Source organism: Shewanella sp. MF05956, assembly GCF_059758055.1.
In genome coordinates, this window is the sequence record NZ_JCAYNV010000006.1 from 67,754 (window position 1) to 92,223 (window position 24,470).

Below are 24,470 nucleotides of genomic sequence, written 5' to 3' on the forward strand. Positions count from 1 at the left end.
TCATATGGTATAAATTGTCCATATCATTAAACAGGAGTCACCATGTTTGTAGTTATTTTTGGCCGTCCAGGTTGCCCATATTGTGTTCGTGCTGTTGAACTGTCTGAAAAATTAGCAGCTCAAAGTGAAGATTTTAAATTTAAGTATGTTGATATTCATGCTGAAGGGATCACAAAGGCAGACCTTTCTAAAAGTGTCGGTAAGACAGTAGAAACTGTGCCACAAATCTTTATTGATGAGCTGCCAATTGGTGGTTGCACAGAATTTGAAGCCTATGTTCGTCAAAACAATTTATTAAAGTAAACTGCTCAATTTGATGCTCATAAAAAAGGCAACCTGATGGTTGCCTTTTGTTTTATTACCACCTCTACAATACGTATTTAGCGGAAAAAATCACACGATTTAAGTCACCTTCAAACCCATTTTCAAGCTCGTTCAGTGCATGCATAAATTCCACACCAAAAGTTAATGGTTTTGATGGAGAGTACAATAAATTGACGTAAGCTGAATAGGCAGATTTATTCACAGCCTCTCCAGTCAGCGCGACATCATTATCGGCCGTAAAACCAGAGAAGGTCACACTAGAACGCCATTGCTCAGTCCACCAGTGGCGGTACGACACAAAACCACCAAACGACTTAATCGCTTGAATATCGCCATCAGCATCAATTACGCCTGCGTTGGCATAGTTCAAAGCCATATAACGCCCAAGCCCTTCACCATATGTCGCCGTAAATTTAAAGTCATCTTTGCCTACAGGGATAACCCCTGCAAAACTGGCACCGTAACCTAGCTCAGAGGTGTCATAAGTTGTGCCGCCAATCACTTGCTCTACATTGAGTTGTCGCACGATGGCTGACGCAGAAAATGATGACCCATTAGCCGTGCTAAAATTATAACGGCCTATAAAATCAGGCACCACACCACTACCACTGGTTATCCGAGCGCCGCCACCAAAAGGGGTAACCGTGGTTTCAGGATTTTCTATCGCAAATTGCCAATTACCTGTGCTGTAACGAATTTGCGACTGCCTAACAAAGGGTGTCCCCTCCGGTGCTCCCACAAAATCTAAATTCTCAGGCAATGCCCCCGGATTTTGAAACGTCGTCCACGTTTGGCCGATGGTCCATTCATCATAGCTTACAAACGCATGGCGGATACGAGGTGAATAACTATTAGACACACGCTCATTACCATCGGCATGAGTCATAAAATCCAGCTCAATAAATCCGGTTAATTTATGACCGTCTACATCGGTTACTGTTTTAAAATTAAAACGAGATTCTCGCGCCTGAAAGTCAACGACTTCCTTCCCATTGCCTTCTGTACCGTATATCGTCCCTGGCACATAAAACTGACGAGAAAGTGCGCCAGAATCTGGTGCGCCATTGCCATAATCACTAAACATAACATCGGCTTTAATATACCCACCAAATGTCATATCTGTTGCAGCTTGAGCTCCCCCACTCATCGCCAATATCGCACCTGCAATACATAAACTTAATGTTGCTTGTTTCATTACGTTCTCCCTTTTAGTTTTATTCTAATCCTATGCAATATCGGTCAATTAACATTCAAGTAACATTAGCAATAGGTCTATGAGACAAAAGTAGACAAGCGAAAGCTAATGCTTGGTTTGTACATTGCATTTGAACATTGCAGGTAAGCAGTAATGGATAAACTGAGGTAAGTAATGAGGAATAAATCAAAAAATGGTGGGTCGTGAAGGATTCGAGATTTCGACCAATGGGTTAAAAGCCAACTGCCGTCGTTGATTTAAACCAAAGTGACTGAGCTAACGACCCATCTTGGTTTCATAAGCTTCATTACCTACAGGAGCAAAAGCAAACTGCCTATATTTCAAGACCGACTGAGCTATCAACTCATCTTGGTTTTGCAGTCATCAATGCAAAGTTGAATCATATACCTGATAAAAATCTAATAGGAGATGAGTAAACTGAATATAGAATTAATGAGTTTTGAACTATCAAGTAGATATTGAAGAGGAGAAATCAAGAAGTGTTGGGTCGTGAAGGATTCGAACCTTCGACCAATGGGTTAAAAGCCAACTGCAGTCGTTGATTTAAACCAAAGTGACTGAGCTAACGACCCATCTTGGTTTTGCAGTCATCAATGCAAAGTTGAATCATATACCAGATAAAAATCTAATAGGAGATGAGTAAACTGAATATAGAATTAATTACTTTTAAGCTATCACGTAGAGATTGAAGAGGAGAAATCAAGAAGTGTTGGGTCGTGAAGGATTCGAACCTTCGACCAATGGGTTAAAAGCCAACTGCAGTCGTTGATTTAAACCAAAGTGACTGAGCTAACGACCCATCTTGGTTTTGCAGTCATCAATGCAAAGTTGAATCATATACCAGATAAAAATCTAATAGGAGATGAGTAAACTGAATATAGAATTAATTACTTTTAAGCTATCACGTAGAGATTGAAGAGGAGAAATCAAGAAGTGGTGGGTCGTGAAGGATTCGAACCTTCGACCAATGGATTAAAAGCCAACTGCAGTCGTTGATTTAAACCACAGTGACTGAGCTAACGATCCATCTTGGTTTTGCAGTCATCAATGCAAAGTTGAATCATATACCTGACAAAAATCTAATAGAAGATGAGTAAACTGAATATAGAATTAATGAGTTTGGAACTATCAAGTAGATATTGAAGAGGAAAAATCAAGAAGTGGTGGGTCGTGAAGGATTCGAACCTTCGACCAATTGGTTAAAAGCCAACTGCTCTACCGACTGAGCTAACGACCCATCTGGTAAATCTGATATAACGTTTAAATTCTTTAACCACGATTTAAAAAGTGGTGGGTCGTGAAGGATTCGAACCTTCGACCAATTGGTTAAAAGCCAACTGCTCTACCGACTGAGCTAACGACCCATCTTGGTTTTATAAGCTTTATCGCTTACTGGAGCAAAAGCCAACTGTCTATGTTTCAAGACCGACTGAGCTAACGACCCATCTAGGTTTTATAAGCTTTATCGCCTACTGGAACAAAAGCCAACTGTCTATGTTTCAAGACCCACTGAGCTAACGACCCATCTGGCAAATCTGATATAACATCTAGATTCTTTAGCCACGATTTAGAAAGTGGTGGGTCGTGAAGGATTCGAACCTTCGACCAATTGGTTAAAAGCCAACTGCTCTACCGACTGAGCTAACGACCCATCTTGGTTTTATAAGCTTTATCGCTTACTGGAACAAAAGCCAACTGTCTATGTTTCAAGACCGACTGAGCTAACGACCCATCTAGTATAACGCTTAAATTCTTTAACCACGATTTAGAAAGTGGTGGGTCGTGAAGGATTCGAACCTTCGACCAATTGGTTAAAAGCCAACTGCTCTACCGACTGAGCTAACGACCCATCTTGGTTTTATAAGCTTTATCGCCTACTGGAACAAAAGCCAACTGTCTATGTTTCAAGACCCGCTGAGCTAACGACCCATCTGGTAAATCTGATATAACATCTAAATTCTTCAGCCACGATTTAGAAAGTGGTGGGTCGTGAAGGATTCGAACCTTCGACCAATTGGTTAAAAGCCAACTGCTCTACCGACTGAGCTAACGACCCATCTTGGTTTTATAAGCTTTATCGCTTACTGGAGCAAAAGCCAACTGTCTATGTTTCAAGACCCACTGAGCTAACGACCCATCTAATAAAACATTTAAATTCTTTAACCACGATTTAAAAAGTGGTGGGTCGTGAAGGATTCGAACCTTCGACCAATTGGTTAAAAGCCAACTGCTCTACCGACTGAGCTAACGACCCATCTTGGTTTTATAAGCTTTATCGCTTACTGGAGCAAAAGCCAACTGTCTATGTTTCAAGACCCACTGAGCTAACGACCCATCTTAATTTTATAAGCTTTATCGCTTACTGGAGCAAAAGCCAACTGTCTATGTTTCAAGACCGACTGAGCTAACGACCCATCTTGGTTTTATAAGCTTTATCGCTTACTGGAACAAAAGCCAACTGTCTATGTTTCAAGACCGACTGAACTAACGACCCATCTTAGTTTATAAACCTTAATCACTTTATTATGCAGTAACTACATAGGAAGATTAATGCTTTTAAACCCCTCAGAAGGCTATGCCGTTCTGAGGGCGCCTATAATACCTTTTTCAATTTCTCATGCAAGCGCAAATTTATAATTTGTTGTTGTTTGCATGAAAAACAGACTAAGAGGCTGTTTTTTGTCTCAATTAGCCTTTCAATGCTGATAATTGCTGTTGAGCAAGGCGTGCAGATGCACTGTCGGCATATTCTTTAAGGACTTTATTATAAAGCGCACGAGCACCGGCTGAGTCATTCTCTTTTTCAGCGATCATGCCTAGTTTGACTAAACTGTCACCACGCTTATTAGAATCAGAGAATTTACTGACAACTGTACTGAATGCTTGCTTAGCCGCGGTGTAGTCACTTTTATTGTATAACAATTGACCTAACCAATAGTTTGCGTTTGCGGCATAACTCGAGTCGGGATATTGTTTAATAAAATCACGAAACGCAGGAATAGCATCATCATATTTACGATCTTTCAAAACGAGGTTCACAGCAGCTTCATAGCTCGCCGTTTCTCCTAGTGTAGAACTGGCTGCTGCAACCGTTGTTGGGTCTGCTTGAGCTTCAGCAGGCGCCGCTGGGGTTGATGACTTAGCAGTAAGATTAGCAATTTCTTCATACAGCTGACGTTGACGCTGTAGCATTTGATTCATTTGATAATTTTGTTGCTCAGTAATGCCTCGTAAATCCAACACTTCATTTTGTAATGCATCCATACGGCGTTGCATTTCAAACTCGCCCTGTTGCTTGGCTTTCATAATACGTTCTAATTTTGCGATTCGATCATCACTTGAACCGCTAGAAGCATCTGAAACAGGTGCAGGGGCAGCAAATGCAGTCGCAGCAGTGAAGAACATTGCCGCAACTAATATGGCTTGTTTCATTTTTTTTACTCCTAAAAAAGGCCAACCGATAACGGTTGGCCTTACATTTTTAACGCTTAGTAAACTAACACACCACGACGGTTTTTACCAAAACCTGTGTCTGTGCGAGTATAATCTAATGGCTTCTCTTCGCCGTAACTTACAATACTCATTTGGTTAGGTTGTACACCCATACCTTGTAAGTATTTGGCAATCGCTTTAGCACGACGTTCGCCTAGTGCGATGTTGTACTCAGGCGTACCACGTTCATCGGCATGACCTTCGATCAATACACGAACACTTGGGTTTTCTACTAAATAGTTACCGTGTGCTTGAAGGATATCAGCGTTTTCGCTTTGAACTTCACTGCGGTCAAAATCAAAGTAAATGATATTTTGACGACGTAGCTCTTGTTCTTTTAAACGTTGCTGTTCAGCTGGGCTTAATACTGCTCCAGCACCACCAGTTTCAATACCACCAGCACCATATTCACTACCAGTACCACTCATAGAACCGTTAGCGTCAGTTTCAGAGTCTGAAGTTGAGCTACAGGCACCCAGTGCCATAAGCGGAACTGCAACCAACATAGCTTTAAACAACTTATTCAGATCCATTTTAAATCCTTATCAATATCTATTTAGAGAAACGGAGACCATGCTGGTGACTTCACCTCGCCCTGGCCGACAGGCAATCTTGCTTTAAATCTGCCGTCTACAGAGACAGCAGCTAATACTTGTTTACCTTCATGGGTTGTACCATAGATAACCATAGTGCCATTTGGAGCAACACTTGGTGATTCATCAAGTTGAGTTGACGAAAGCACCTGCATAAAGCGTGTTGCTAAATCCATTCTAGCAATGTGGAATTTACCATTAGTACGGTTTACAAAAATCATACTACGACCGTCTGGAGTAATTGAACCACCAAGGTTCCATTCGCCTTCAAATGTCATACGAGAGACTTTATTTGTATCTAAACTTACGCGATATAACTGTGGTCTACCGCCACGCTCAGAGGTAAATAACAATGATTTACCATCTGGGAACCAAGAAGGCTCAGTATCGATCGCATAATGGTCGGTAATGCGCTGTGTAGCTTTAGTCGCAATATCGACAACATAAATTTCCGGTTGACCATCTTTTGATAATGTAATGGCTAACTTTTTACCGTCTGGTGAAAATGACGGAGCGCCATTAATACCATTAAAACTACTCACCATAGTACGCGTTTGGCTGTAGATGTCTTGTACAAAAATTTCTGCTTTTCTGTTTTCAAAACTGACATACGCTAAACGACGACCGTCTGGTGACCACGTTGGTGACATTAATGGTTCTGGCGAACGTAACAGCATTTGTTCGTTATAACCATCATAGTCAGCAATCATCAAGTGATATGGTGCTTTTTGACCTTGTTTTACAACAACATATGCTATGCGAGTTAAAAACGCACCGCGAATACCAGTCAGTTTTTCATAGACGATGTCACTAATACGGTGACCATATTGTCTAAACTGGCTAGCACTGATCACTGTCTCACGGCTTTCAAGTAATAACTCACTGTTATTAACTGGGCCTTTACTGATTAAGTTTTGTGCTTTAACTAAGTCAATTAGTTCAAAACTCACAAGGTATTGATCTGCACCATAAGGCTTTACACTACCAACAACAACCGCTTCAGCGTCAACGTTGGTCCAGCTTTGTGCCGCAAACCCGCTAACAGATGACAATGTTGATTGTGGCAATGCACGCACATCTAATGATTTAAAAGCACCACTGCGAGCTAAGTCAGATGTTACTACGTCTGATATTGACGCAGGTGCAGGACCTTGCCCTTGCCAAACAAAAGGCACAACCGCAATCGGTCTTGCCGCATCGACGCCTTCTGTAATTACAATATCTAACGCTGCGCGAGCAGGTGTCGTTAACACAACAAGTGCCAGTGTTAACCATTTAGCCAAATTCTTCATGCGACTCCTTTAATTCAATTCCATCTTAAATACGTTTGATATTAATTAAATTCCGGTGAAACGGTTAAATTAATTTCTTTTAACTGTTGATAAACAGCAGGCTCAGGCGATACAGGTAAACGCCCCGCTTTGTTTATCGAAACTTTTGCTGCGCGGCAAACCACTTGATCGCCTTCAAGCGTTTGTGCTGTTGTCACAAACCCATCTGCGGCTAAGCGAATAAAGACTCGGCAACTTTTACCACGCATTGATTCATCAACCACTAAGTTACGTTGAATGGTGGCAATGATCATCGCTTTGTATTTATCAACTTCTGACAACACTTGCTTATTACGTGTTTTCGACAACGAGTCTTGTTCAGCAGCCATTGCTTCAGCCATTTCACGCTCTTGACGTGCTTTAGCGTCGGCATCTGCTTTACGCTTACGTTCAGCATCTTCACGTTGTTTACGTTCGGCTTCTTCTTTGCGCTTACGTTCATCTTCTGCACGTTGGCGCTCTTCTTGCGCTTTCTTGGCAGTAGCTTCTTCTTGCTTACGCTTTTCAGCAGCTTGCTTAGCGGCTTCTTCAGATACCTTTTGTTCTTTTTCTTTCTGCTTTCTGATCTCTTCCGCTTTTAAGGCACGCTCTTTCTCTTGTTGCTGCTTAACCTGAGCGGCTTTAGCGGCATCATTTGCTTTTTGCGTTTCAGCCTCTTTCAACTTACGTTGGATCTCTAACGTTTTAATCTTTTCTTGTTCGCTTTCACGCTCACGCCTTGCTTCCTGCGCTTTACGTTCTAACTCTGCTTGACGCGCTTTCTCTTGCTGCAACGCATCTTGCTTTTGTTTCTTTAATTGCTCAACTCTGTCAGTAACTTTTTGCTGATCAATCACAACAGCTTGAACAGCAGGTGCACTGGCTGCTGTTTGCATCGGCTTAGGTTTGTCATCAAAACTAATGCCTAAGGCAAGAATGACAATCGCCCCAATATGGATACCAGCCGAAATAGAAACGGGTACGGTTAAATCTGAGTTTCCAGCCACCTATTTCTCCTTCGGCGAATCGGTCATAAGTCCTACAGCAGGCACTCCCGCACCTTGAAGACTTATCATGAGTTGGATAACGCTTTCATACGGAATTGAGCGGTCAGCTTTTACAACCACGGGTCTTAATGGCTCAAGTTGAATTAATGCCCCAACTTCAGTAGACACCTGCTCTAAATCCATAGCCACAGAATTTGAACTACTGCCCACATTTAAAAAGTATTCACCTGCAGCGTCAATTGACGCTACTATCGGTGGTTTACTGTCTGGTGGCAGAGATTCTGCATTACCTTGCGGCAATTCAACTTTAACACCTTGCGATACAATTGGCGCTGTCACCATAAAAATGATTAACAACACCAACATAACGTCGATATAAGGCACCACGTTGATTTCTGCAACCGGACGACGACGCTTACGCTGATACATTAAACAGCTTCCTTCTCGCTATATGCTTGACGTTGCAATATGTTTGAGAATTCTTCCATAAAGTTAGCATACGAGCTTTCAAGCTTTTCTACTTGAGTTGAAAATCTGTTGTAACCAATGACCGCTGGAATAGCTGCAAAAAGACCCATTGCAGTTGCAATCAATGCCTCAGCAATACCTGGTGCTACCATTGCTAACGTTGCGTTTTCAACCGCGCCGAGTGCGATAAATGAGTTCATGATCCCCCACACAGTACCAAACAGACCAATATATGGACTCGTTGAACCAATGGTGGCTAATAAGGGTAAATGATTTTCAAGTTTTTCCATCTCACGCGACAAGCTAACACGCATCGCACGAGACGTTCCGTCCATCACCGCTTCTGGAGATTTACTGTTCACTTTGCTTAGACGAGTATATTCTTTAAAACCGGCTACAAACATCGATTCTAAACCAGAAATCGCACTTCCACGTGCAATAAGCTCTTTGTAAAGACGGTTTAAATCAACACCCGACCAAAACGTGTCTTCAAAGCGTAGCGCTTTTACTCTTGCTGAGCTTAATAATTTGTTGCGTTGAATGATCACGGCCCAAGAGGCAATCGATAATGCCAACAAGGTCAACATGACCAATTTTACCAACACACTGGCTTCTAAAAACAAGCCAATAAATGAAATTTCAGCGTGCACTGTCGAACTCCTGAACAATATTTAGGGGAATAGCGCGGGGACGCATTCGTGATAAAGATATACACGCGACAACCACTGTCGCTTCACAATAGCAATCGCCTTGATGATCTACTAAGCGCTGGTGAAACACCAATGACGCTTTCTTTAATTCTTCGACCTTGGACTCAACCAATAAGTCTTGCTCAAATTTTGCAGCTTTACGAAAATCTATTTCTGCATGTTTTACGACAAAAGCGATATCTTCCGCCAGCAATTCAGCTTGGCGAACACCCATCGATTTTAACCATTGTGTTCGTGCCCGCTCAAAAAAATTCAAATAGTTTGAATGATACACAACACCACCGGCATCAGTATCTTCATAGTAAATTGATATGGGCCAAACAAACATAATCAGAGCATCAATTCTTAGGAGGCAAAAGTTGGCCTACTATACCGAGTAGCAACACGCTTGTGAATAATGTCTGAGGCTAAAAACAGACTTTATTTTGCTCAAAATGCGCTAAAACACCCGAATTACCTCAGGAACTGTAATAGATGAAGCTTTATTAATGTTTTTACCCAAAACATTAACAATTTTTCAAACAAAAAAGCGTAATTAAACCGCGAGTTATACGACACTAAATTAGTCGTGATTTGAGAGTAAATTGGCGGTAAAAGGATAATCAATAACACACATTAATTATCCGTTCGCTATTCGGTTTACCTTAAGCAACACAAGAGACTTATCGGCCAAGACGCCTTAATAACGCAAAGTCCGAATACTAAAGTTAAATGCTAAACATAATGCAATTATATTAGGCTGCAAAACAAAGCTTACAAAGACTTAATTTAACCTTAAAATTACAGACTAATAACCTTGCACGAATTCATTAATGCGTTGTGCAAGTCATGAGAACACAGCAAACATGATCAAGACTGTGTTAAGTGGTATCAACGCTGATACTACCCCCCTTTATCACTAAGAGATGTCACCAAAAAATCATCACTGCCTTCATTTGTTAAATATTATCATTTAGCTTAATTTGCTAATCCGACTAGTTATGCAGCTAAAATGTATAATAACTTAATAAACCGCTATTACTGGGTATAAAGCCTACTTTCACTACCAACAACCTCATTAAGTCATTAGTTTTAATAATGCGAAATCATAATTTTTCTTGTTTGTCGAATTAGAATATTCATTCTATTATAGCTTTGTTTTCAGGACACATCCGATTCAGATGCTGAAAACCAAGAACTCCAAACTGGTGTAACCCAATACCTCAGTTTACCCTAGTTCTTATGCTTGACTTCCTTCCTTAAATTTGTTGATTGCAAATTATTTAGCCCACTTGGATTAAGTGGGTTTTTTTTGCCTTTTTTTCAACAAAACCCTACAAACAATCAATATTGATTAAGATTAGGGCATCTTATTAATATTGATTGGTATTACAGCCTTTATTAAAAACATCCCGCAAAGCAAGGTTATCGGCATAATGTCCATAAATGACGCACAAAATTAAGCCCAAGCAGTTATCCACTTGGGCTGGCATATATTTATAAACGACATGCTATATAGAAGTTTAAATCTCTTTGGTTATTTTAATCACCACGCGACGGTTAGTTTGGCGCTCTTGTGCAAGATCGTTAGCCGCAACATGACGCTTTTCTCCGTGCCCTTGGGTATGAATGCGGTCTTGTGGGATACCACTGGCAACCAAAATATCTTTAACTGAGTCAGCTCGTTTATCGGACACTTTTTGATTTATTGAGCGACCACCATAGCTGTCTGTGTAAGCATCAATAAGCACAAGTTCTACTTCAGGGTCAAAAGACAAATAGCGTTGTACTTTTTGCAACTGCATTTTCGAGAAGCGCGTTAACTCCACACCCCCCTCTTGATAATTTAATACTGTAAAAGCAATATCATCAAAACTGTAAGGCAGTAAATTGGCTAAACAAGAGCGAAACTCACGATATTTGCCACCAAAGTTAGCAGACGATAATCCTACCGCTATTTTGGAACTTTGGTTGTACCAATCGGCATAATAGAAAGTCGGTTCCATACCCTGGCTTAATTCTGTCAACATCGACCATGCGGCTTTTTTAGGGACTTCGCCATTAAACTGTTTTTGATAAGATAATTGGGTAATCTCTTTAGAGTTATGTCCAGGGCGCCAACTCGGTGCACGACTAATTAACGTGGCATTGGTTACAGAATCAGGCTTTAGCCACATGTCTAATGTGAAGTGTAGATTTAACTCTTTGCCGGCATGGCTAGTAAAAATGGCCCGACCATAATCTGGAATGTCGTGTTCGAGTCGACATTCAATTGGATTATTTTCACCCACTCGCCATGCTGAGCTTTCTAAAGACGCAACATAATGTCTCAAATCGGCATGAGCCGTTGAGCAAAGACACAAACTTGTGAGTACCATCAGTTTTCGCCACATAAAAAACACCCTTTAAATCGGTTACATTCTAGTTATCGGCCTTATATAGGGTTTCTTTAGCAAACAATCATGTTTAATCGCTGATAAAAACCACAATCAAACATGACACTGCGCGTGAGTTTGCGCATAATACTCGGCTTATGTCATTTGCTCTGAAAATGATATCAATTGAGGATGAAGACTGTAATGACTGATATTTGCGACGCTAACAAGTTTAAACACCGCTTCCGTGGTTATTTCCCTGTGGTGATTGACGTTGAAACGGCAGGCTTTAATGCCAAAACAGATGCGTTGCTTGAGATTGCTGTCAGCATGTTAAAAATGAACAGTGATGGTGTCATTGAACTCGATAAAACCTTACATTTTCATATTGAGCCATTTGAAGGTGCCAATTTAGAACCCGAAGCATTAGCATTTAACGGCATCGACCCCACTAATCCGCTTCGTGGTGCTGTAGATGAAAAAGTCGCATTTTTAGAAATTTTTAAAGAAGTTAAAAAAGCCCAAAAAGCGGCTGACTGTCATCGCTGCATTATTGTCGCCCACAATGCTGCATTTGATTTAGGCTTTGTTAATCAAGCAATCGAACGCAATAGTTTAAAACGTTCACCGTTTCATCCGTTTGCAAGCTTTGATACTGCTACACTCGCAGGCTTAGCCATTGGTCATACCGTACTCGCTAAAGCGTGCAAGATGGCTGGGATTGATTTTGACAACAAAGAGGCACATTCAGCGCTTTACGACACAGAACGTACAGCGGAATTGTTTTGCCATATCGTTAATCGTTGGAAAGCACTCGGTGGCTGGCCACTTGTCAGTGCAGACGCTGATGATACTGAAGCAGAACAAATAACCTGAGAAAATAAGTAACATCCACCGACTCTTTAACCTCGGCCGGTATGATATCAGCCGATATGAGAATGGATTGAGTGTCACTCTAGATAATTTTTTCCAACAAAAAAGCTGCCGAAGCAGCTTTTTTTATTGGCTCAAACTCGCAGCATTATAGCTTTGAAGAGTTATCTTTTAAGTATGCAGCGACACCTTCAGTGCTAGCAGTCATACCTTTTTCGCCTTTTGACCAACCTGCTGGACAAACTTCACCGTGCTCTTCATGGAACTGAAGTGCGTCGATCATACGGATCATTTCATCAACGTTACGGCCTAATGGTAAATCGTTAACCACTTGGTGACGTACTTGGCCTTCTTTATCGACTAAGAAAGAACCACGGAAAGCAACACCCGCTTCTGGATGCTCAACATCGTATGCTTTACAGATTTCGTGCTTAACGTCAGCAACTAGAGTGTATTTAACTTGGCCAATACCACCCTTGTCTACTGGAGTGTTACGCCATGCGTTATGAGTAAACTGTGAATCAATAGAAACACCAATCACTTCAACGCCACGCTTAGTGAACTCTTCCATGCGGTGATCAAAAGCAATAAGCTCTGATGGGCATACAAAAGTAAAATCAAGTGGGTAGAAGAAAATAACCGCTGGCTTACCTTTAATCGCGGTAGCGAGGTTAAATGTGTCAACAATTTCACCAGAACCAAGAACGGCTGCGGCTGTAAAATCTGGGGCTGGACGGCCTACTAATACGCTCATTATCTATCTCCATTTAATGGCTTTTTACATGCTACAAGGGCACAAATATTCTTTCGCGGTTATCCACTACTTAAACATTGTTACCATTGCGACTTATTCAGTCATATACCATACAGTTAATTTAGCCGACTTATAAGTTATTTCAGTTGAAAAAAGTTTACCTGCTGAAAAATAAAACATGCAGACTCACTAATGTAATACTGCCGTGTGACAAAAATACGACAAAGCCTAATAACCTCACTTCTTTCATCCGTAAACTCAGCCATACTAACCGTTATATATGGCACCATTTTGTAATAGAGAACAATTAATACACAGGTTGATTTGTATTAAATCTGCCCAATCATTGATGTAAACCTTGCATCATCACCTAAAATTTTCATCTACGCTGGACAAACACTACTGCGCAGTCAAAAATAGCCGTCTCACTTACTTTAAAGAATTACGATTATGAATGCGGTTGTTATCGCTGTCTGTTTAATGCTGTTTTTAAGCTTTATTCGAATTAACGTTGTGGTTGCATTAACCATTAGTGCTGTTGTTGCGGGTTTAGTCGGTGGATTAGATATCCATCAAACCATCGCGGCCTTTAATGATGGTTTAGGGGGCGGAGCCCAAATAGCCTTGAGTTACGCATTACTGGGTGCATTTGCTGCAGCGTTGTCTCACTCAGGCTTAACGACATTAATTTCTCATGCCATTATTAACAAATTAGGCAAAGAACCGAATAGCAGTAACACTCAACTGGTACGTTGGTTATTGTTAGTCACCATTCTTGCTATGGCGGTTTCGTCGCAGAACATTTTACCGATCCATATCGCCTTTATCCCCATTCTTATTCCGCCGCTATTGCACGTTATTTCTAAGCTCAATATCGACCGTCGCCTTATTGCGTGTATTTTGACGTTTGGTTTAGTCACCACTTATATGATTTTACCGATCGGTTTTGGTGGGATTTTCTTAAACGATATCTTATTGGCTAATTTAAACACCAATGGCTTAAATGCCGTCACAGCCCAAATACCACAAGCAATGTTACTACCCGCCTTGGGCATGGTATGTGGTTTACTCACCGCAGTATTCATTAGTTACCGCAAACCAAGACAATATATGATTGAACAACCCGTTATTAGCGACACGATAACGCCGGTTATTAGCCGTAAAAGCATTATTATTTCGCTATCGGCCATTGTCGTTACACTCATTGTTCAACTGCAAACTGACTCGATGATTTTTGGCGCGTTAAGTGGTTTTATCATTTTTCGTTTTTCAGGGATCATTAAACAAGACATCAGCAAAGACTTGTTTAATCAAGGCGTGCATATGATGGCTAACATCGGCTTTATTATGATTGCAGCCGCAGGTTTTGCTGCTGTCGTAAAATCAACCGGTGAAGTCGGCACGTTAGTCACATCGCTTGGTGATATTATTGGCGACAATAAAGCGCTCGCGGCACTATTAATGTTGATTGTGGGTTTGCTTATTACCATGGGCATTGGGTCATCGTTTTCGACCATTCCCATTATCGCCACTATTTATGTACCATTAGCGCTCAGTTTTGGTTTTTCTGTTGCGGCAACGATTGCGTTGGTCGGTACTGCTGCCGCACTAGGCGATGCAGGTTCACCAGCATCAGACTCGACCTTAGGCCCTACAGCGGGTCTTAATGCCGACGGCCAACACGATCATATTCGTGACAGTGTGATCCCAACATTTGTCCATTACAACATTCCATTGTTAGTCTTTGGCTGGATAGCAGCCATGGTGTTGTAGAACACTATAGTCTTGTCAATTAACGTAAAATACTCATAAAAAATGGGAGCTTATTTGGCTCCCATTTTATTAACGATATTTTTTTAACGGCTTAATAATCGGTTATTTAGTCCCGAAAATCTTATCACCCGCATCACCTAAACCAGGTAAAATATACCCTTGCTCGTTTAAGCAGTCATCAATGGCGGCTGTGTATAGTTCAATATCTGGATGCGCTTGCTCTAACGCTTTGATGCCTTCTGGCGCGGCAACAAGCACTAATGCTTTAATCGAGGTACAACCGCGTTTTTTCAACAAATCGATAGTTGCAATCATTGATCCGCCCGTCGCAAGCATTGGGTCGACCACTAACGCGATACGCTCTTCAACATTGCTGACGATTTTTTCAAAGTAAGGGACAGGCTGTAGTGTTTCTTCGTCACGGTAAATACCCACAACAGAGATACGTGCACTTGGAAGATGCTCAAGCACGCCGTCCATCATACCTAAACCCGCACGTAAAATAGGCACTACCGTGACTTTTTTACCTTTAAGTTGCTCAATACTGACAGGACCATTCCAGCCATCAATGGTGACGGTTTCAGTTTCAAAATCAGCTGTTGCTTCATAGGTTAATAAACTGCCAACTTCAGTGGCCAGTTCACGAAATCGTTTGGTGCTGATATCCGCTTCACGCATCAAACCGACTTTATGACGAACCAGTGGATGCTTAACTTCAACGACTTTCATTTCTTTCTCCTAGATTTTTCGACTTTCAGGCAAATTTGACAAATGTTAGTCCATTTATCCCTTCTATAAAACATAAAGTTTCAAAAATGCAGTAAATCGTGAGCTAAACCAATAAAAAATAGGCAATTCATCGTTTTCTTTTCAGGATAAAGTAAAAACATGGCTTTCGACTAATGAGACAAACTGGTAGAATACTGCCGCATAAAATTCCATAAAACGATGTACCCTAGAGGATCCTCCGTGAGCACTCCTACCCCCCTAAGTTACAAAGACGCCGGCGTTGATATCGATGCAGGTAATGCGTTAGTTAGCAACATTAAATCAGCGGTAAAACGCACTCGCCGTCCAGAAGTTATGGGCAATTTAGGCGGTTTTGGCGCACTATGCGAATTACCGACTAAATACAAACACCCTGTACTGGTTTCGGGCACTGATGGTGTTGGTACCAAATTACGCTTAGCCATTGATTACAAAAAGCACGACACTGTAGGTGTTGATTTAGTTGCGATGTGTGTTAATGACTTAATTGTATCTGGTGCTGAGCCACTTTTTTTCCTCGACTATTACGCTACCGGTAAATTGGACGTTGAAACGGCGACCTCTGTAGTGAATGGTATTGCAGAAGGCTGTTTCCAGTCTGGTTGCGCTTTAATTGGTGGTGAAACCGCTGAAATGCCAGGCATGTACGAAGGCGAAGATTACGATCTTGCTGGCTTCTGTGTTGGCGTCGTTGAAAAAGCTGACATCATTGATGGCACGAAAGTCAAAGCTGGCGATGCGCTGATTGCTTTAGGGTCTAGTGGTCCTCACTCGAACGGTTACTCGTTAATTCGTAAAGTATTAGAAGTTAGCCAGGCCGATACCCAGCAAGATCTTGCTGGCAAGCCGCTAATAGAACACTTACTTGAGCCGACTAGAATTTATGTTAAGCCACTATTGAAACTGATTGAACAATCAGACATTCATGCAATGGCGCACATCACTGGCGGCGGATTCTGGGAAAACATCCCACGAGTCCTTCCTGAAGATTGCAAAGCCGTTGTAAAAGGTGATTCTTGGCAGTGGCCAGTGGTATTTGACTGGTTAATGCAAAACGGTAATATCGCTCAACACGAAATGTACCTCACATTTAACTGTGGTGTAGGCATGATTATCGCCCTACCAGCAGACAAAGTAGACGCAGCATTAACACTGCTTAAAGCTGAAGGTGAAAACGCTTGGTTAATTGGTGAAATTGCCACTCGTCAAGGTGACGAAGAGCAAGTGGAGATCATCTAATGAGCCAAAGCTGTCGTGTTGTGGTGCTGATCTCTGGCAGTGGTAGTAATCTTCAAGCCATTATTGATGGTTGTGACGATAACTTAAATGCAAATGTGGTGGGAGTCATTAGCAACAAACCGGATGCTTATGGATTAATCCGCGCTCACCATAGCGAAATTGATACCAGTTGCGTGATTGCTTATAAACATGAAACGCGTAGCGAATACGATGCGCGTTTGTTAGCTGCCGTTGAAAAATATCAGCCTGATTTAATTGTACTGGCTGGTTTTATGCGCATTTTAACTGATGACTTTGTTAGCCGTTTCCTAGGGAAAATGATCAATATTCATCCGTCATTATTACCTAAGTACACCGGTTTACATACTCATCAACGTGCCATTGAAGCCGGTGATGACGAACACGGTGCTAGCGTACATTTTGTTATTCCAGAACTAGACTCTGGCCCGGTAATATTACAAGCTAAAGTGCCTGTATACACTGGCGAAGATGCCACTGTATTAGCAGAGCGAGTACACGAGCAAGAGCATGCTATATACCCATTAGTGGTAAAATGGTTCAGCTTAGGCCGATTAACAATGGCAGAGGGTAAAGCGTATTTAGATGGCGAATTAATTGGTCCATCGGGCTACGCGCCAGACTAATTAGCTTACACATCAGTGCTAACCACTGATCTGTACAGACAAAAAACCTCGCTTGTTAGCGAGGTTTTTTATTGTTTGTTTGACACGCTTTGCCCTACTTAACTGGCAGTGAAATATCGGCAAACATTTCATCAATCAATTGTTGATCACGTAAAGCAACCGCTTTTTCAACCACGTCGCGGGTTAAATGCGGTGCAAAATGACGCATAAAATCATACATGTAACTGCGTAAAAAGCTTCCACGCCTAAAGCCTATTTTAGTTGTGCTATGGGCAAATAAATGACTCGCATCAATCGCGACTAAATCGTTATCGACGGCAGGATCGATTGCCATAGAAGCAATCACACCCACACCTAACCCCAAACGTACATAGGTTTTTAATACGTCGGCACTGGTTGCGCTGAACACCACCCGAGGATCTAAATCTGCACGTTTAAATGACTTCTCAATTTCAGAGGCTTTATCAAAACCAAATACATAAGTCACTAATGGGTGCTGGGCCAAATCTTCGATACTGATTTTGCCCGATTGAGTCGCCAAAGGATGATCGCGGGTCACCACAATAGAACGATTCCAGTGATAACAAGGCAACATAATCAAATCGGTATATAAATGCATGGCTTCTGTGGCGATAGCAAAGTCGGCATCGCCTCTTGCGGCTTGCTCGCTGATTTGCGAAGGCGTGCCTTGATGCATATGCAAGTTAACTTTTGGATAACGCTTAATAAACTCACGAATAATTTGTGGCAGCGCATAACGTGCTTGAGTATCTGTAGTGGCAATATTTAACTCACCTTGGTTAGGTTTGGTGTACTCTTCAGATACTTTTTTAATACTGTCAACTTTGCTTAATATATCATTAGCAATATCAATAACTTGCTGACCTGCTGGTGTAACATGAGTTAAATGCTTACCACTGCGACCAAATATTTGAATCCCTAGCTCATCTTCAAGCATGCGCACTTGCTTACTGATACCAGGCTGTGAGGTATAGAGGTTTTCTGCTGTCGATGACACATTAAGATTGTGTTTAACGACTTCTGCAATGTATCTGAGTTGCTGCAGTTTCATGGTGTGATCCTTGATTTAACCGTCACCTATCCACACATGACGCGAATAAGAATAAAGTCTATTTTGTTTTTTGCATAATTAGAACCATCGTTCAACTATGACAAAACGTTATACTAAATGTGAAATGTAATATATATAGTAATAACGAGCAAGAAAAAAAACCGATAATGCGCTCTTATGTACAGTCTGTTAATGATTTGTTTGTTTAGTTTATTAATTTCTCCACAAAACGACTTATTATTCAACGACAGCCGTAATGACATACGCTAAGATATAAGCTACTTTTGATGAAATTTTTTGATTAATTTATCTATTCGTCAAAATCACTTTTTAGCCATTATTATTGGCTTTGTCACCATGTGATATGAAAGATAAAATGGAACCTTTATGTCCTTAATTTTGGTATTAATTCTTATCGGCGCACTGCTATTACTGATTATCGGTTTTAGTATCGTCCAACAACAAAAAGAGCGCGCAGAAGCTGAACGCCGTATTGAAGTATCGCGTCAACGCGCCATTATTGACGAAACCGATGCGGTATTATCTAACACGGGTATGGCTCCTTGCTCTAGCCACATCATGCTCGTGTTATACCGCCGTATTCAAGATGCATTAGAGCAATCAGTACCCCATTCTTCTGGTCAATTAAAATCGGACTATGAACGTCGCCTTGGCGATATTAAAGCGCAAATAACCACAGTATCAAACTCTCCTAGCCAAGTGCCAGCTATTGAAAACTTTCGCTTACCAGACAATGACAGACAGGTCTTAGAGTTGGTTAAAACCCTTAAAAAACTCAAAGCCATTTTGCGAGCTGAGCACAACAAAGGCAAAGTTGACCCCACTGTATTTGCTGAAGAAGAGATGCGTATTGATAATTTACAGCTGCGCATCAATGTTGAATCAATGATTAGCCGTGCCCGTGCGGCCTGCTTTATGAAACAATATGGCTCAAGCAAACAAATGGTGACAAAAGCATTAAATACGTTGCACACGATTAAAGCCCAAACGCCAAATGATCCATTTATTGCGCGCAAGGTCGATGAAGCCAAACTATTGCTCGATGAAATCATGGGGGCACAACGCAGCAGCGAACCGAGTACACCTAAGCCTAAAAAAGAAGGTGATGATATCGATATGCTGTTTCAACCTAAAAAGAAATGGTAGTACTGCTCATTTCCATCTGTTGATCATCTCATTAGCCTCGTAAAGAGGCTTTTTTGTATCCCATCTTTAACGCTCATTAGCCAACTCAAGCATCGCGCGCCGCAATCTTTCATAATGAATATTTGATCATTTCTGTTTCACTGTTATTATACTGTTTATTTATACAGTGTTATTGCAGGTTGACTTGGTACTGATATGAAAGTGATCCCAATCTACATAGCTGGCGGCATTAGCGGCTTTGAGTCGCCTGCTGCGGAATACAAACAGCGGCCATTAAGCTTAGATGAACTGCTCATTACTCATCCAAGTGCCACGTTTATCGGTAAAGTTCAGGGAGACTCAATGACCGGTATTGGTATTTTTGATGGTGACTTAGTGATTGTCGATCGCAGTTGTACGGTCAAGAATGGCCAAGTGATTGTCGCTAATTTTAATGGTGAGTTCGTGTGCAAAATGATCGACCTCAAACGAAGATTACTACTGTCTTCCAACGATGCTTATGCCGATGTAGTGATTAATCAATATGATGACTTTAGCATTGAAGGTACGGTGATCTATTCAATACGGTGCCATGTTGAGGCAATCAATTTATGTTCGCGTTAGTTGATGCCACTTCATATTACTGCAGTGCAGAACAGGTATTTAGACCTGAATGGCGTCATCGTCCAGTGATTGTATTATCCAATAATGATGGTTGTGTGGTAGCTGCAAATCGCCTCGCAATTGAGTTAGGTATTCCCAAGTTTCAGCCTTATTTTAAAATCGCCAATCTTTGCCGCCAACACCAGGTGGTTGTGCTATCCAGCAACTATGAGTTGTACGCTGACTTATCCGCTAAGATGATGCAAGTGATTGGCCGATTCGCCCCTGAACAACATATTTACTCGATTGATGAATCCTTTCTTTCTTTTAAACATTGCCAACAAGCCATTCCGTGCTTAGCCACTCACGCAAGACGAATTCGACAAACGGTTTGGCAATATACGCGGTTACCTGTTTGTGTGGGTATCGGCTCAACACTGACACTTGCAAAAGTCGCCAATAAAGCCGCTAAATTAACGCCTGCATCTAAAGGGGTGTGCGTGATAGATAACGAGGCAATTCGCCAAGCAACATTGGCCTCATTGTCAGTTAGCGATGTGTGGGGGATTGGCCGTAAAACTGCAGCCAAGTTAACGGTAATGAATATTCATACAGCCTGGGAACTGGCTAACACGTCGCCCACCATGATGCGCAAGCAATTTAGCATTGAAATAGAGCGCACCATTCGTGAACTTAATGGTGTTGCGTGTAAGCAATGGGATGAAGCAAGAGCCGATAAACAACAAATATTCTCAACCCGCAGCGTCGGCGAACGGATTACCGATATTGACAGCTTACACCAGGCGTTATGCATGCATATCGCTATTGCGGCCGCTAAAGCCAGAAAGCAGCAATCATTGTGTAAGGTGATGATGCTGTTTGCCCATAACTCACCTCACGATAGTTACCCGCAAAGCTTTAAAGTCAATGTTAACTTTACCTGTGCTACTCATTGCAGCGCCGAAATGACTCATGCCGCATCCTCGGTAATACATCGGCTTTACCGCCCTGGTGTGCATTATTATAAAGTCGGTGTAGGACTACTCGACTTGGTGAATAGTCAACACCAGCAACTCGACCTATTTAATGCCAGCAAAGCCAAACCACAATTAATGCAGGTAATGGATAATATTAATCACCGCTATGGAGGCAACACTCTATTTTTAGGTGCACAAGGAGCACAACAGAAATGGGCGATGCACAGGGAATTTTTAACACCGCAGTACACGACAGATTGGCGCCACATTCCGATTATTCATTGTTAATTATGCTCATTGTTATCGAATCGACCTCTATTTAGACGCTCTAACTTAGACGCTCTAACGATGCCAAATACCATTCCAATAAATAATAACGGTAACCGTTGTCATCAAGCGCATATAAAACCGTCATGGTAATACATTAAATAACGCCCATAAAAAAGCGCTACCCGAGGGTAACGCTTTTATCGTTGAAGTACAGATTACTTCTTAGCTTTTTTCTTCGCCGATTCGCTAACCCACTTACCGTTAACAAATTTCGCAGACCAACCTGTCGCTTTACCGTCTACTTCCGTGGCAACGTATTGCTCTTTGGTTTTGCGGCTAAATTTAACAGCGGCTTTGTTGCCGTCGTCATCTTCAACAGGTGCATCGGCAAGGTAGGCGTACTTAGGCCATAATAACTCACGATAAGTAACCAGTTCTTCCACTAAAGGCGCTCGAGTTTCGCGAGATTTAGGGAAAGTACTCGCCGCTAAAAATATACCTGCTGCACCATCTCGTAATACAAAATGGGCATCTGACTTAGTACATTTTAATTCTGGTAAGAAAATAGGATCTTCTTTTGGTGGCGCAGCTTCACCGCTACGTAACAACTTACGCGTGTTTTTACACTCACTGTTGGTACAACCAAAATATTTACCAAAACGGCCGTTTTTAAGTTCCATGTCATTGCCGCAACGATCGCATTCAATCAATGGGCCTTCATAGCCTTTAATTTTAAACTGGCCCGCTTCAACTTCGTAACCGTCACATGATGGATTATTACCACAGACATGTAACTTACGAGATTCATCAATGAGGTAACTGTCCATTGCTGTGCCACACTTGCCACAACGATGCTTAGCGCGTAATGCTTCTGTTTCACCATCTTCATTATCGCTAACAGCTTCTTCACCAGGAGTTAAGTTAAGCGTAGTTTTACAACGCTCTTTTGGTGGTAGCGCATAACCTGAACAGCCTAAGAATACCCCAGTTGAACCGGTACGGATCCCCATTGGGCGGCCACAGGTAGGACATTTAATGTCTTCTGTTAGTACCATCTCATTTGGGCGCATACCGCCTTCATCAGGATCTAACTCGGCCAACAATAACTGCTTGGTAAAGTCGCCATAAAAACCGTCTAATACTTTTTTCCAATCCAGCTTGCCTTGAGCGACATCATCTAATGTTTGCTCCATGCTGGCGGTAAAATCGTAACTCATTAAGTCTTTAAAGCTATCAACCAAACGTTCGCTGACAATCTCACCCATTTTTTCAGCAAAGAAACGACGGTTATCCACTCTCACATAGCCACGATCCTGAATGGTTGAAATAATCGTCGCATACGTTGAAGGACGACCAATACCGCGTTTCTCAAGCTCTTTAACCAAAGACGCTTCGCTGTAACGCGGTGCAGGCTTGGTAAAGTGTTGTTTTGGCAACAACGTTTCAAGAGTTAATTTGTCACCTTTTGCAACGACTGGTAGAGTCTTATCTTCTTCGTTTTTCTTACTCACTTGTGGCTGAACACGAGTCCAACCATCAAAACGTAAGGTACGGCCACTGGCTTTTAATTCGTAATCACCCGCGGTAACCGTTAACCGTGTTGCATCATATTGAGCCGGTGTCATTTGGCAAGATACAAATTGACGCCAAATGAGCTCATACAAGCGCTGAGCATCACGTTCCATATCGGTTAACGAAGCGGACTGTACCGTCACGTTTGACGGTCTAATCGCTTCGTGAGCCTCTTGTGCACCCTCTTTGCTGCCATAACGAATAGGATCGGCAGGCAAATACTTAGCGCCAAACTCAGAACCAATCATTTCACGGACATTTTCAACGGCTTCTTGGCTTAAATTTGTTGAGTCGGTACGCATATAAGTAATATGACCGGCCTCATACAAACGTTGCGCCATCATCATGGTTTTCTTTACACCAAAACTGAGACGAGTACTCGCCGCTTGTTGCAGTGTAGAAGTAATAAATGGTGCAGAAGGTTTGCTTGACGTTGCTTTGTCTTCACGAGCTGAAACGACAAACGTTTCATTACGTAATGCATCGACTGCAACTTGAGCTTGTGCTTCATTAATCGGTTCAAATGCTGCAGATTGATATTTCATCACCTGCATTTTTAAACTTTGCGCTTTAGTGGTGTTTAAATCGGCATGAATATCCCAAAATTCTTCAGGAACAAACGCCTTAATTTCACTTTCACGCTCAACCACTAAACGCACCGCTACCGACTGAACACGGCCAGCAGATAATCCACGGGCAACCTTTTTCCATAATAAAGGTGACACCATAAAACCAACAACGCGATCTAAAAAGCGGCGCGCTTGTTGAGCGTTAACCATATTGGTATCAAGTACCGATGGTTTGCTAAACGCATCTTGAATAGCGGTTTTGGTAATTTCGTTAAATACCACTCGTTGATACCGCGAAGCGTCGCCACCAATAATTTCCTGCAAATGCCAGGCAATGGCTTCCCCTTCACGGTCCAAATCCGTTGCGAGATAGATGTGGTCAGCATTTTCAGCTAACGCTTTCAATTCTTTAACGACTTTTTCTTTGCCAGGTAAAATTTGATACTTGGCTGCCCAGTCTTTATCTGGATTGACGCCCATACGCGCCACAAGTGCTTGTTTATCCCTGATTAGCTTGTATTTAGCTTTTTCATCAGGCAACATTTTTCTGACTTCAGCTGCGGTTTTAGTTGCAGTTGTACCGTCAGAAGTAGACGAAGTCGGTAAGTCACGGATATGACCCACACTCGACTTCACGATGAAATCTTTACCAAGATATTTATTAATTGTCTTGGCTTTGGCCGGCGATTCGACAATAACTAGCGATTTACCCATAGTTTTATTTGCGCCAAAAAGT

21 protein-coding genes and 8 tRNA genes are annotated in these 24,470 nt (G+C 41.8%); 8 read left to right on the top strand and 21 right to left on the bottom strand.

Annotation, left to right across the window (positions count from 1 at the left end; all coding sequences use genetic code 11):
* Window positions 1–42: 42 nt before the first annotated feature.
* Entirely contained in the window at window positions 43–303 is a 261-nt protein-coding gene (locus AC19MX_RS08265; RefSeq protein ID WP_432399735.1) for a GrxA family glutaredoxin, read from the top strand.
* 64 nt (window positions 304–367) lie between these two features.
* On the opposite strand, the gene AC19MX_RS08270 is transcribed toward AC19MX_RS08265, so the two are convergent.
* The 17 genes from AC19MX_RS08270 to AC19MX_RS08350 all read right to left on the bottom strand — a co-directional run bounded on the left by AC19MX_RS08270 (window position 368) and on the right by AC19MX_RS08350 (window position 11,492).
* Window positions 368–1,519 carry a DcaP family trimeric outer membrane transporter gene (locus AC19MX_RS08270; protein WP_432399737.1) on the bottom strand — a complete coding sequence of 384 codons (1,152 nt, stop codon included), beginning with the start codon at window positions 1,517–1,519 and terminating at the stop codon, window positions 368–370.
* Window positions 1,520–2,023: 504 nt separating this feature from the next.
* Window positions 2,024–2,112 (bottom strand) — tRNA-Lys (locus AC19MX_RS08275).
* Window positions 2,113–2,250: 138 nt separating this feature from the next.
* Window positions 2,251–2,339, bottom strand: a tRNA-Lys gene (locus AC19MX_RS08280).
* Between the two features lie 362 nt (window positions 2,340–2,701).
* Window positions 2,702–2,777 (bottom strand) — tRNA-Lys (locus tag AC19MX_RS08285).
* Window positions 2,778–2,828: 51 nt separating this feature from the next.
* Window positions 2,829–2,904, bottom strand: a tRNA-Lys gene (locus tag AC19MX_RS08290).
* Window positions 2,905–3,115: 211 nt separating this feature from the next.
* Window positions 3,116–3,191: transfer RNA gene (locus tag AC19MX_RS08295), tRNA-Lys, on the bottom strand.
* 122 nt (window positions 3,192–3,313) lie between these two features.
* A tRNA-Lys gene (locus tag AC19MX_RS08300) sits at window positions 3,314–3,389 on the bottom strand.
* Between the two features lie 131 nt (window positions 3,390–3,520).
* Window positions 3,521–3,596 (bottom strand) — tRNA-Lys (locus tag AC19MX_RS08305).
* A 122-nt stretch (window positions 3,597–3,718) separates the two neighbouring features.
* Window positions 3,719–3,794 (bottom strand) — tRNA-Lys (locus AC19MX_RS08310).
* 434 nt (window positions 3,795–4,228) lie between these two features.
* The gene (ybgF, locus tag AC19MX_RS08315; protein ID WP_498297598.1) at window positions 4,229–4,972 is read right to left on the bottom strand and encodes a tol-pal system protein YbgF; all 744 of its coding nucleotides are present in this window, start codon (window positions 4,970–4,972) and stop codon (window positions 4,229–4,231) included.
* Between the two features lie 56 nt (window positions 4,973–5,028).
* Window positions 5,029–5,565, bottom strand: coding sequence for a peptidoglycan-associated lipoprotein Pal (gene pal / locus AC19MX_RS08320; RefSeq protein WP_188954953.1), 537 nt, complete (start codon window positions 5,563–5,565; stop codon window positions 5,029–5,031).
* Between the two features lie 23 nt (window positions 5,566–5,588).
* Complete coding sequence (tolB, locus tag AC19MX_RS08325) at window positions 5,589–6,917, bottom strand: Tol-Pal system beta propeller repeat protein TolB (protein WP_498297600.1); 1,329 nt, start codon at window positions 6,915–6,917, stop codon at window positions 5,589–5,591.
* Between the two features lie 41 nt (window positions 6,918–6,958).
* Window positions 6,959–7,942 carry a cell envelope integrity protein TolA gene (gene tolA / locus AC19MX_RS08330; RefSeq protein WP_432399743.1) on the bottom strand — a complete coding sequence of 328 codons (984 nt, stop codon included), beginning with the start codon at window positions 7,940–7,942 and terminating at the stop codon, window positions 6,959–6,961.
* A complete protein-coding gene (gene tolR / locus AC19MX_RS08335; protein ID WP_188954947.1) occupies window positions 7,943–8,371 on the bottom strand; it encodes a protein TolR in 429 nt (142 codons plus the stop codon).
* Complete coding sequence (gene tolQ, locus AC19MX_RS08340) at window positions 8,371–9,060, bottom strand: protein TolQ (RefSeq protein WP_498297602.1); 690 nt, start codon at window positions 9,058–9,060, stop codon at window positions 8,371–8,373. Before tolQ ends, tolR begins: the two co-directional genes overlap by 1 nt.
* On the bottom strand, window positions 9,050–9,451 hold the full coding sequence (gene ybgC / locus AC19MX_RS08345) for a tol-pal system-associated acyl-CoA thioesterase (protein ID WP_498297746.1): 402 nt from the start codon (window positions 9,449–9,451) through the stop codon (window positions 9,050–9,052). The genes tolQ and ybgC overlap by 11 nt, the downstream gene beginning before the upstream one ends.
* 1,171 nt (window positions 9,452–10,622) lie before the next feature.
* Window positions 10,623–11,492, bottom strand: coding sequence for a flagellar protein MotY (locus tag AC19MX_RS08350; protein WP_498297604.1), 870 nt, complete (start codon window positions 11,490–11,492; stop codon window positions 10,623–10,625).
* 186 nt (window positions 11,493–11,678) lie between these two features.
* On the opposite strand from AC19MX_RS08350, the gene rnt reads away from it, so the two are divergent.
* Complete coding sequence (gene rnt, locus AC19MX_RS08355) at window positions 11,679–12,350, top strand: ribonuclease T (RefSeq protein ID WP_498297606.1); 672 nt, start codon at window positions 11,679–11,681, stop codon at window positions 12,348–12,350.
* A 145-nt stretch (window positions 12,351–12,495) separates the two neighbouring features.
* Here the strand turns inward: rnt and AC19MX_RS08360 are convergent, their stop codons facing one another.
* On the bottom strand, window positions 12,496–13,101 hold the full coding sequence (locus tag AC19MX_RS08360) for a peroxiredoxin (RefSeq protein ID WP_160056527.1): 606 nt from the start codon (window positions 13,099–13,101) through the stop codon (window positions 12,496–12,498).
* A gap of 450 nt (window positions 13,102–13,551) precedes the next feature.
* Between AC19MX_RS08360 and AC19MX_RS08365 the strand changes: the two genes are divergently transcribed.
* Entirely contained in the window at window positions 13,552–14,874 is a 1,323-nt protein-coding gene (locus AC19MX_RS08365; protein ID WP_432399752.1) for a Na+/H+ antiporter family protein, read from the top strand.
* Between the two features lie 102 nt (window positions 14,875–14,976).
* Here the strand turns inward: AC19MX_RS08365 and upp are convergent, their stop codons facing one another.
* Window positions 14,977–15,603: a uracil phosphoribosyltransferase gene (gene upp / locus AC19MX_RS08370; RefSeq protein ID WP_160056523.1), complete on the bottom strand. Its 627-nt coding sequence runs from the start codon at window positions 15,601–15,603 to the stop codon at window positions 14,977–14,979.
* A 240-nt stretch (window positions 15,604–15,843) separates the two neighbouring features.
* Between upp and purM the strand changes: the two genes are divergently transcribed.
* A complete protein-coding gene (purM, locus tag AC19MX_RS08375) occupies window positions 15,844–16,881 on the top strand; it encodes a phosphoribosylformylglycinamidine cyclo-ligase (RefSeq protein ID WP_432399754.1) in 1,038 nt (345 codons plus the stop codon).
* On the top strand, window positions 16,881–17,525 hold the full coding sequence (purN, locus tag AC19MX_RS08380; protein ID WP_498297608.1) for a phosphoribosylglycinamide formyltransferase: 645 nt from the start codon (window positions 16,881–16,883) through the stop codon (window positions 17,523–17,525). Before purM ends, purN begins: the two co-directional genes overlap by 1 nt.
* 94 nt (window positions 17,526–17,619) lie before the next feature.
* Here the strand turns inward: purN and cysB are convergent, their stop codons facing one another.
* A complete protein-coding gene (gene cysB / locus AC19MX_RS08385; RefSeq protein ID WP_432399758.1) occupies window positions 17,620–18,597 on the bottom strand; it encodes an HTH-type transcriptional regulator CysB in 978 nt (325 codons plus the stop codon).
* Window positions 18,598–18,984: 387 nt separating this feature from the next.
* On the opposite strand from cysB, the gene AC19MX_RS08390 reads away from it, so the two are divergent.
* The 3 genes from AC19MX_RS08390 (at window position 18,985) to AC19MX_RS08400 (ending at window position 21,611) form a co-directional block, all read left to right on the top strand.
* Window positions 18,985–19,764, top strand: a complete 780-nt coding sequence (locus tag AC19MX_RS08390) for a hypothetical protein (RefSeq protein ID WP_432399759.1) — start codon at window positions 18,985–18,987, stop codon at window positions 19,762–19,764.
* Between the two features lie 195 nt (window positions 19,765–19,959).
* A complete protein-coding gene (locus AC19MX_RS08395; protein ID WP_498297610.1) occupies window positions 19,960–20,367 on the top strand; it encodes a LexA family protein in 408 nt (135 codons plus the stop codon).
* Window positions 20,355–21,611, top strand: coding sequence for a Y-family DNA polymerase (locus tag AC19MX_RS08400; protein WP_498297612.1), 1,257 nt, complete (start codon window positions 20,355–20,357; stop codon window positions 21,609–21,611). Before AC19MX_RS08395 ends, AC19MX_RS08400 begins: the two co-directional genes overlap by 13 nt.
* 197 nt (window positions 21,612–21,808) lie before the next feature.
* Here AC19MX_RS08400 and topA read toward each other — a convergent pair whose 3' ends face one another.
* A complete protein-coding gene (gene topA / locus AC19MX_RS08405; RefSeq protein ID WP_432399764.1) occupies window positions 21,809–24,448 on the bottom strand; it encodes a type I DNA topoisomerase in 2,640 nt (879 codons plus the stop codon).
* Window positions 24,449–24,470 lie beyond the last annotated feature (22 nt).

What these genes read in the sequence shown, in the direction of transcription:
- AC19MX_RS08360 (WP_160056527.1), bottom strand. Translation starts at nt 13,101, where the DNA reads ATGAGCGTATTAGTAGGCCGTCCAGCCCCAGATTTTACAGCCGCAGCC.
- purN (WP_498297608.1), top strand. Translation starts at nt 16,881, where the DNA reads ATGAGCCAAAGCTGTCGTGTTGTGGTGCTGATCTCTGGCAGTGGTAGT.
- rnt (WP_498297606.1), top strand. Translation starts at nt 11,679, where the DNA reads ATGACTGATATTTGCGACGCTAACAAGTTTAAACACCGCTTCCGTGGT.
- AC19MX_RS08265 (WP_432399735.1), top strand. Translation starts at nt 43, where the DNA reads ATGTTTGTAGTTATTTTTGGCCGTCCAGGTTGCCCATATTGTGTTCGT.
- cysB (WP_432399758.1), bottom strand. Translation starts at nt 18,597, where the DNA reads ATGAAACTGCAGCAACTCAGATACATTGCAGAAGTCGTTAAACACAAT.
- tolR (WP_188954947.1), bottom strand. Translation starts at nt 8,371, where the DNA reads ATGTATCAGCGTAAGCGTCGTCGTCCGGTTGCAGAAATCAACGTGGTG.
- pal (WP_188954953.1), bottom strand. Translation starts at nt 5,565, where the DNA reads ATGGATCTGAATAAGTTGTTTAAAGCTATGTTGGTTGCAGTTCCGCTT.
- ybgF (WP_498297598.1), bottom strand. Translation starts at nt 4,972, where the DNA reads ATGAAACAAGCCATATTAGTTGCGGCAATGTTCTTCACTGCTGCGACT.
- AC19MX_RS08270 (WP_432399737.1), bottom strand. Translation starts at nt 1,519, where the DNA reads ATGAAACAAGCAACATTAAGTTTATGTATTGCAGGTGCGATATTGGCG.
- AC19MX_RS08390 (WP_432399759.1), top strand. Translation starts at nt 18,985, where the DNA reads ATGTCCTTAATTTTGGTATTAATTCTTATCGGCGCACTGCTATTACTG.
- AC19MX_RS08350 (WP_498297604.1), bottom strand. Translation starts at nt 11,492, where the DNA reads ATGTGGCGAAAACTGATGGTACTCACAAGTTTGTGTCTTTGCTCAACG.
- upp (WP_160056523.1), bottom strand. Translation starts at nt 15,603, where the DNA reads ATGAAAGTCGTTGAAGTTAAGCATCCACTGGTTCGTCATAAAGTCGGT.
- AC19MX_RS08395 (WP_498297610.1), top strand. Translation starts at nt 19,960, where the DNA reads ATGAAAGTGATCCCAATCTACATAGCTGGCGGCATTAGCGGCTTTGAG.
- AC19MX_RS08400 (WP_498297612.1), top strand. Translation starts at nt 20,355, where the DNA reads ATGTTCGCGTTAGTTGATGCCACTTCATATTACTGCAGTGCAGAACAG.
- tolB (WP_498297600.1), bottom strand. Translation starts at nt 6,917, where the DNA reads ATGAAGAATTTGGCTAAATGGTTAACACTGGCACTTGTTGTGTTAACG.
- AC19MX_RS08365 (WP_432399752.1), top strand. Translation starts at nt 13,552, where the DNA reads ATGAATGCGGTTGTTATCGCTGTCTGTTTAATGCTGTTTTTAAGCTTT.
- topA (WP_432399764.1), bottom strand. Translation starts at nt 24,448, where the DNA reads ATGGGTAAATCGCTAGTTATTGTCGAATCGCCGGCCAAAGCCAAGACA.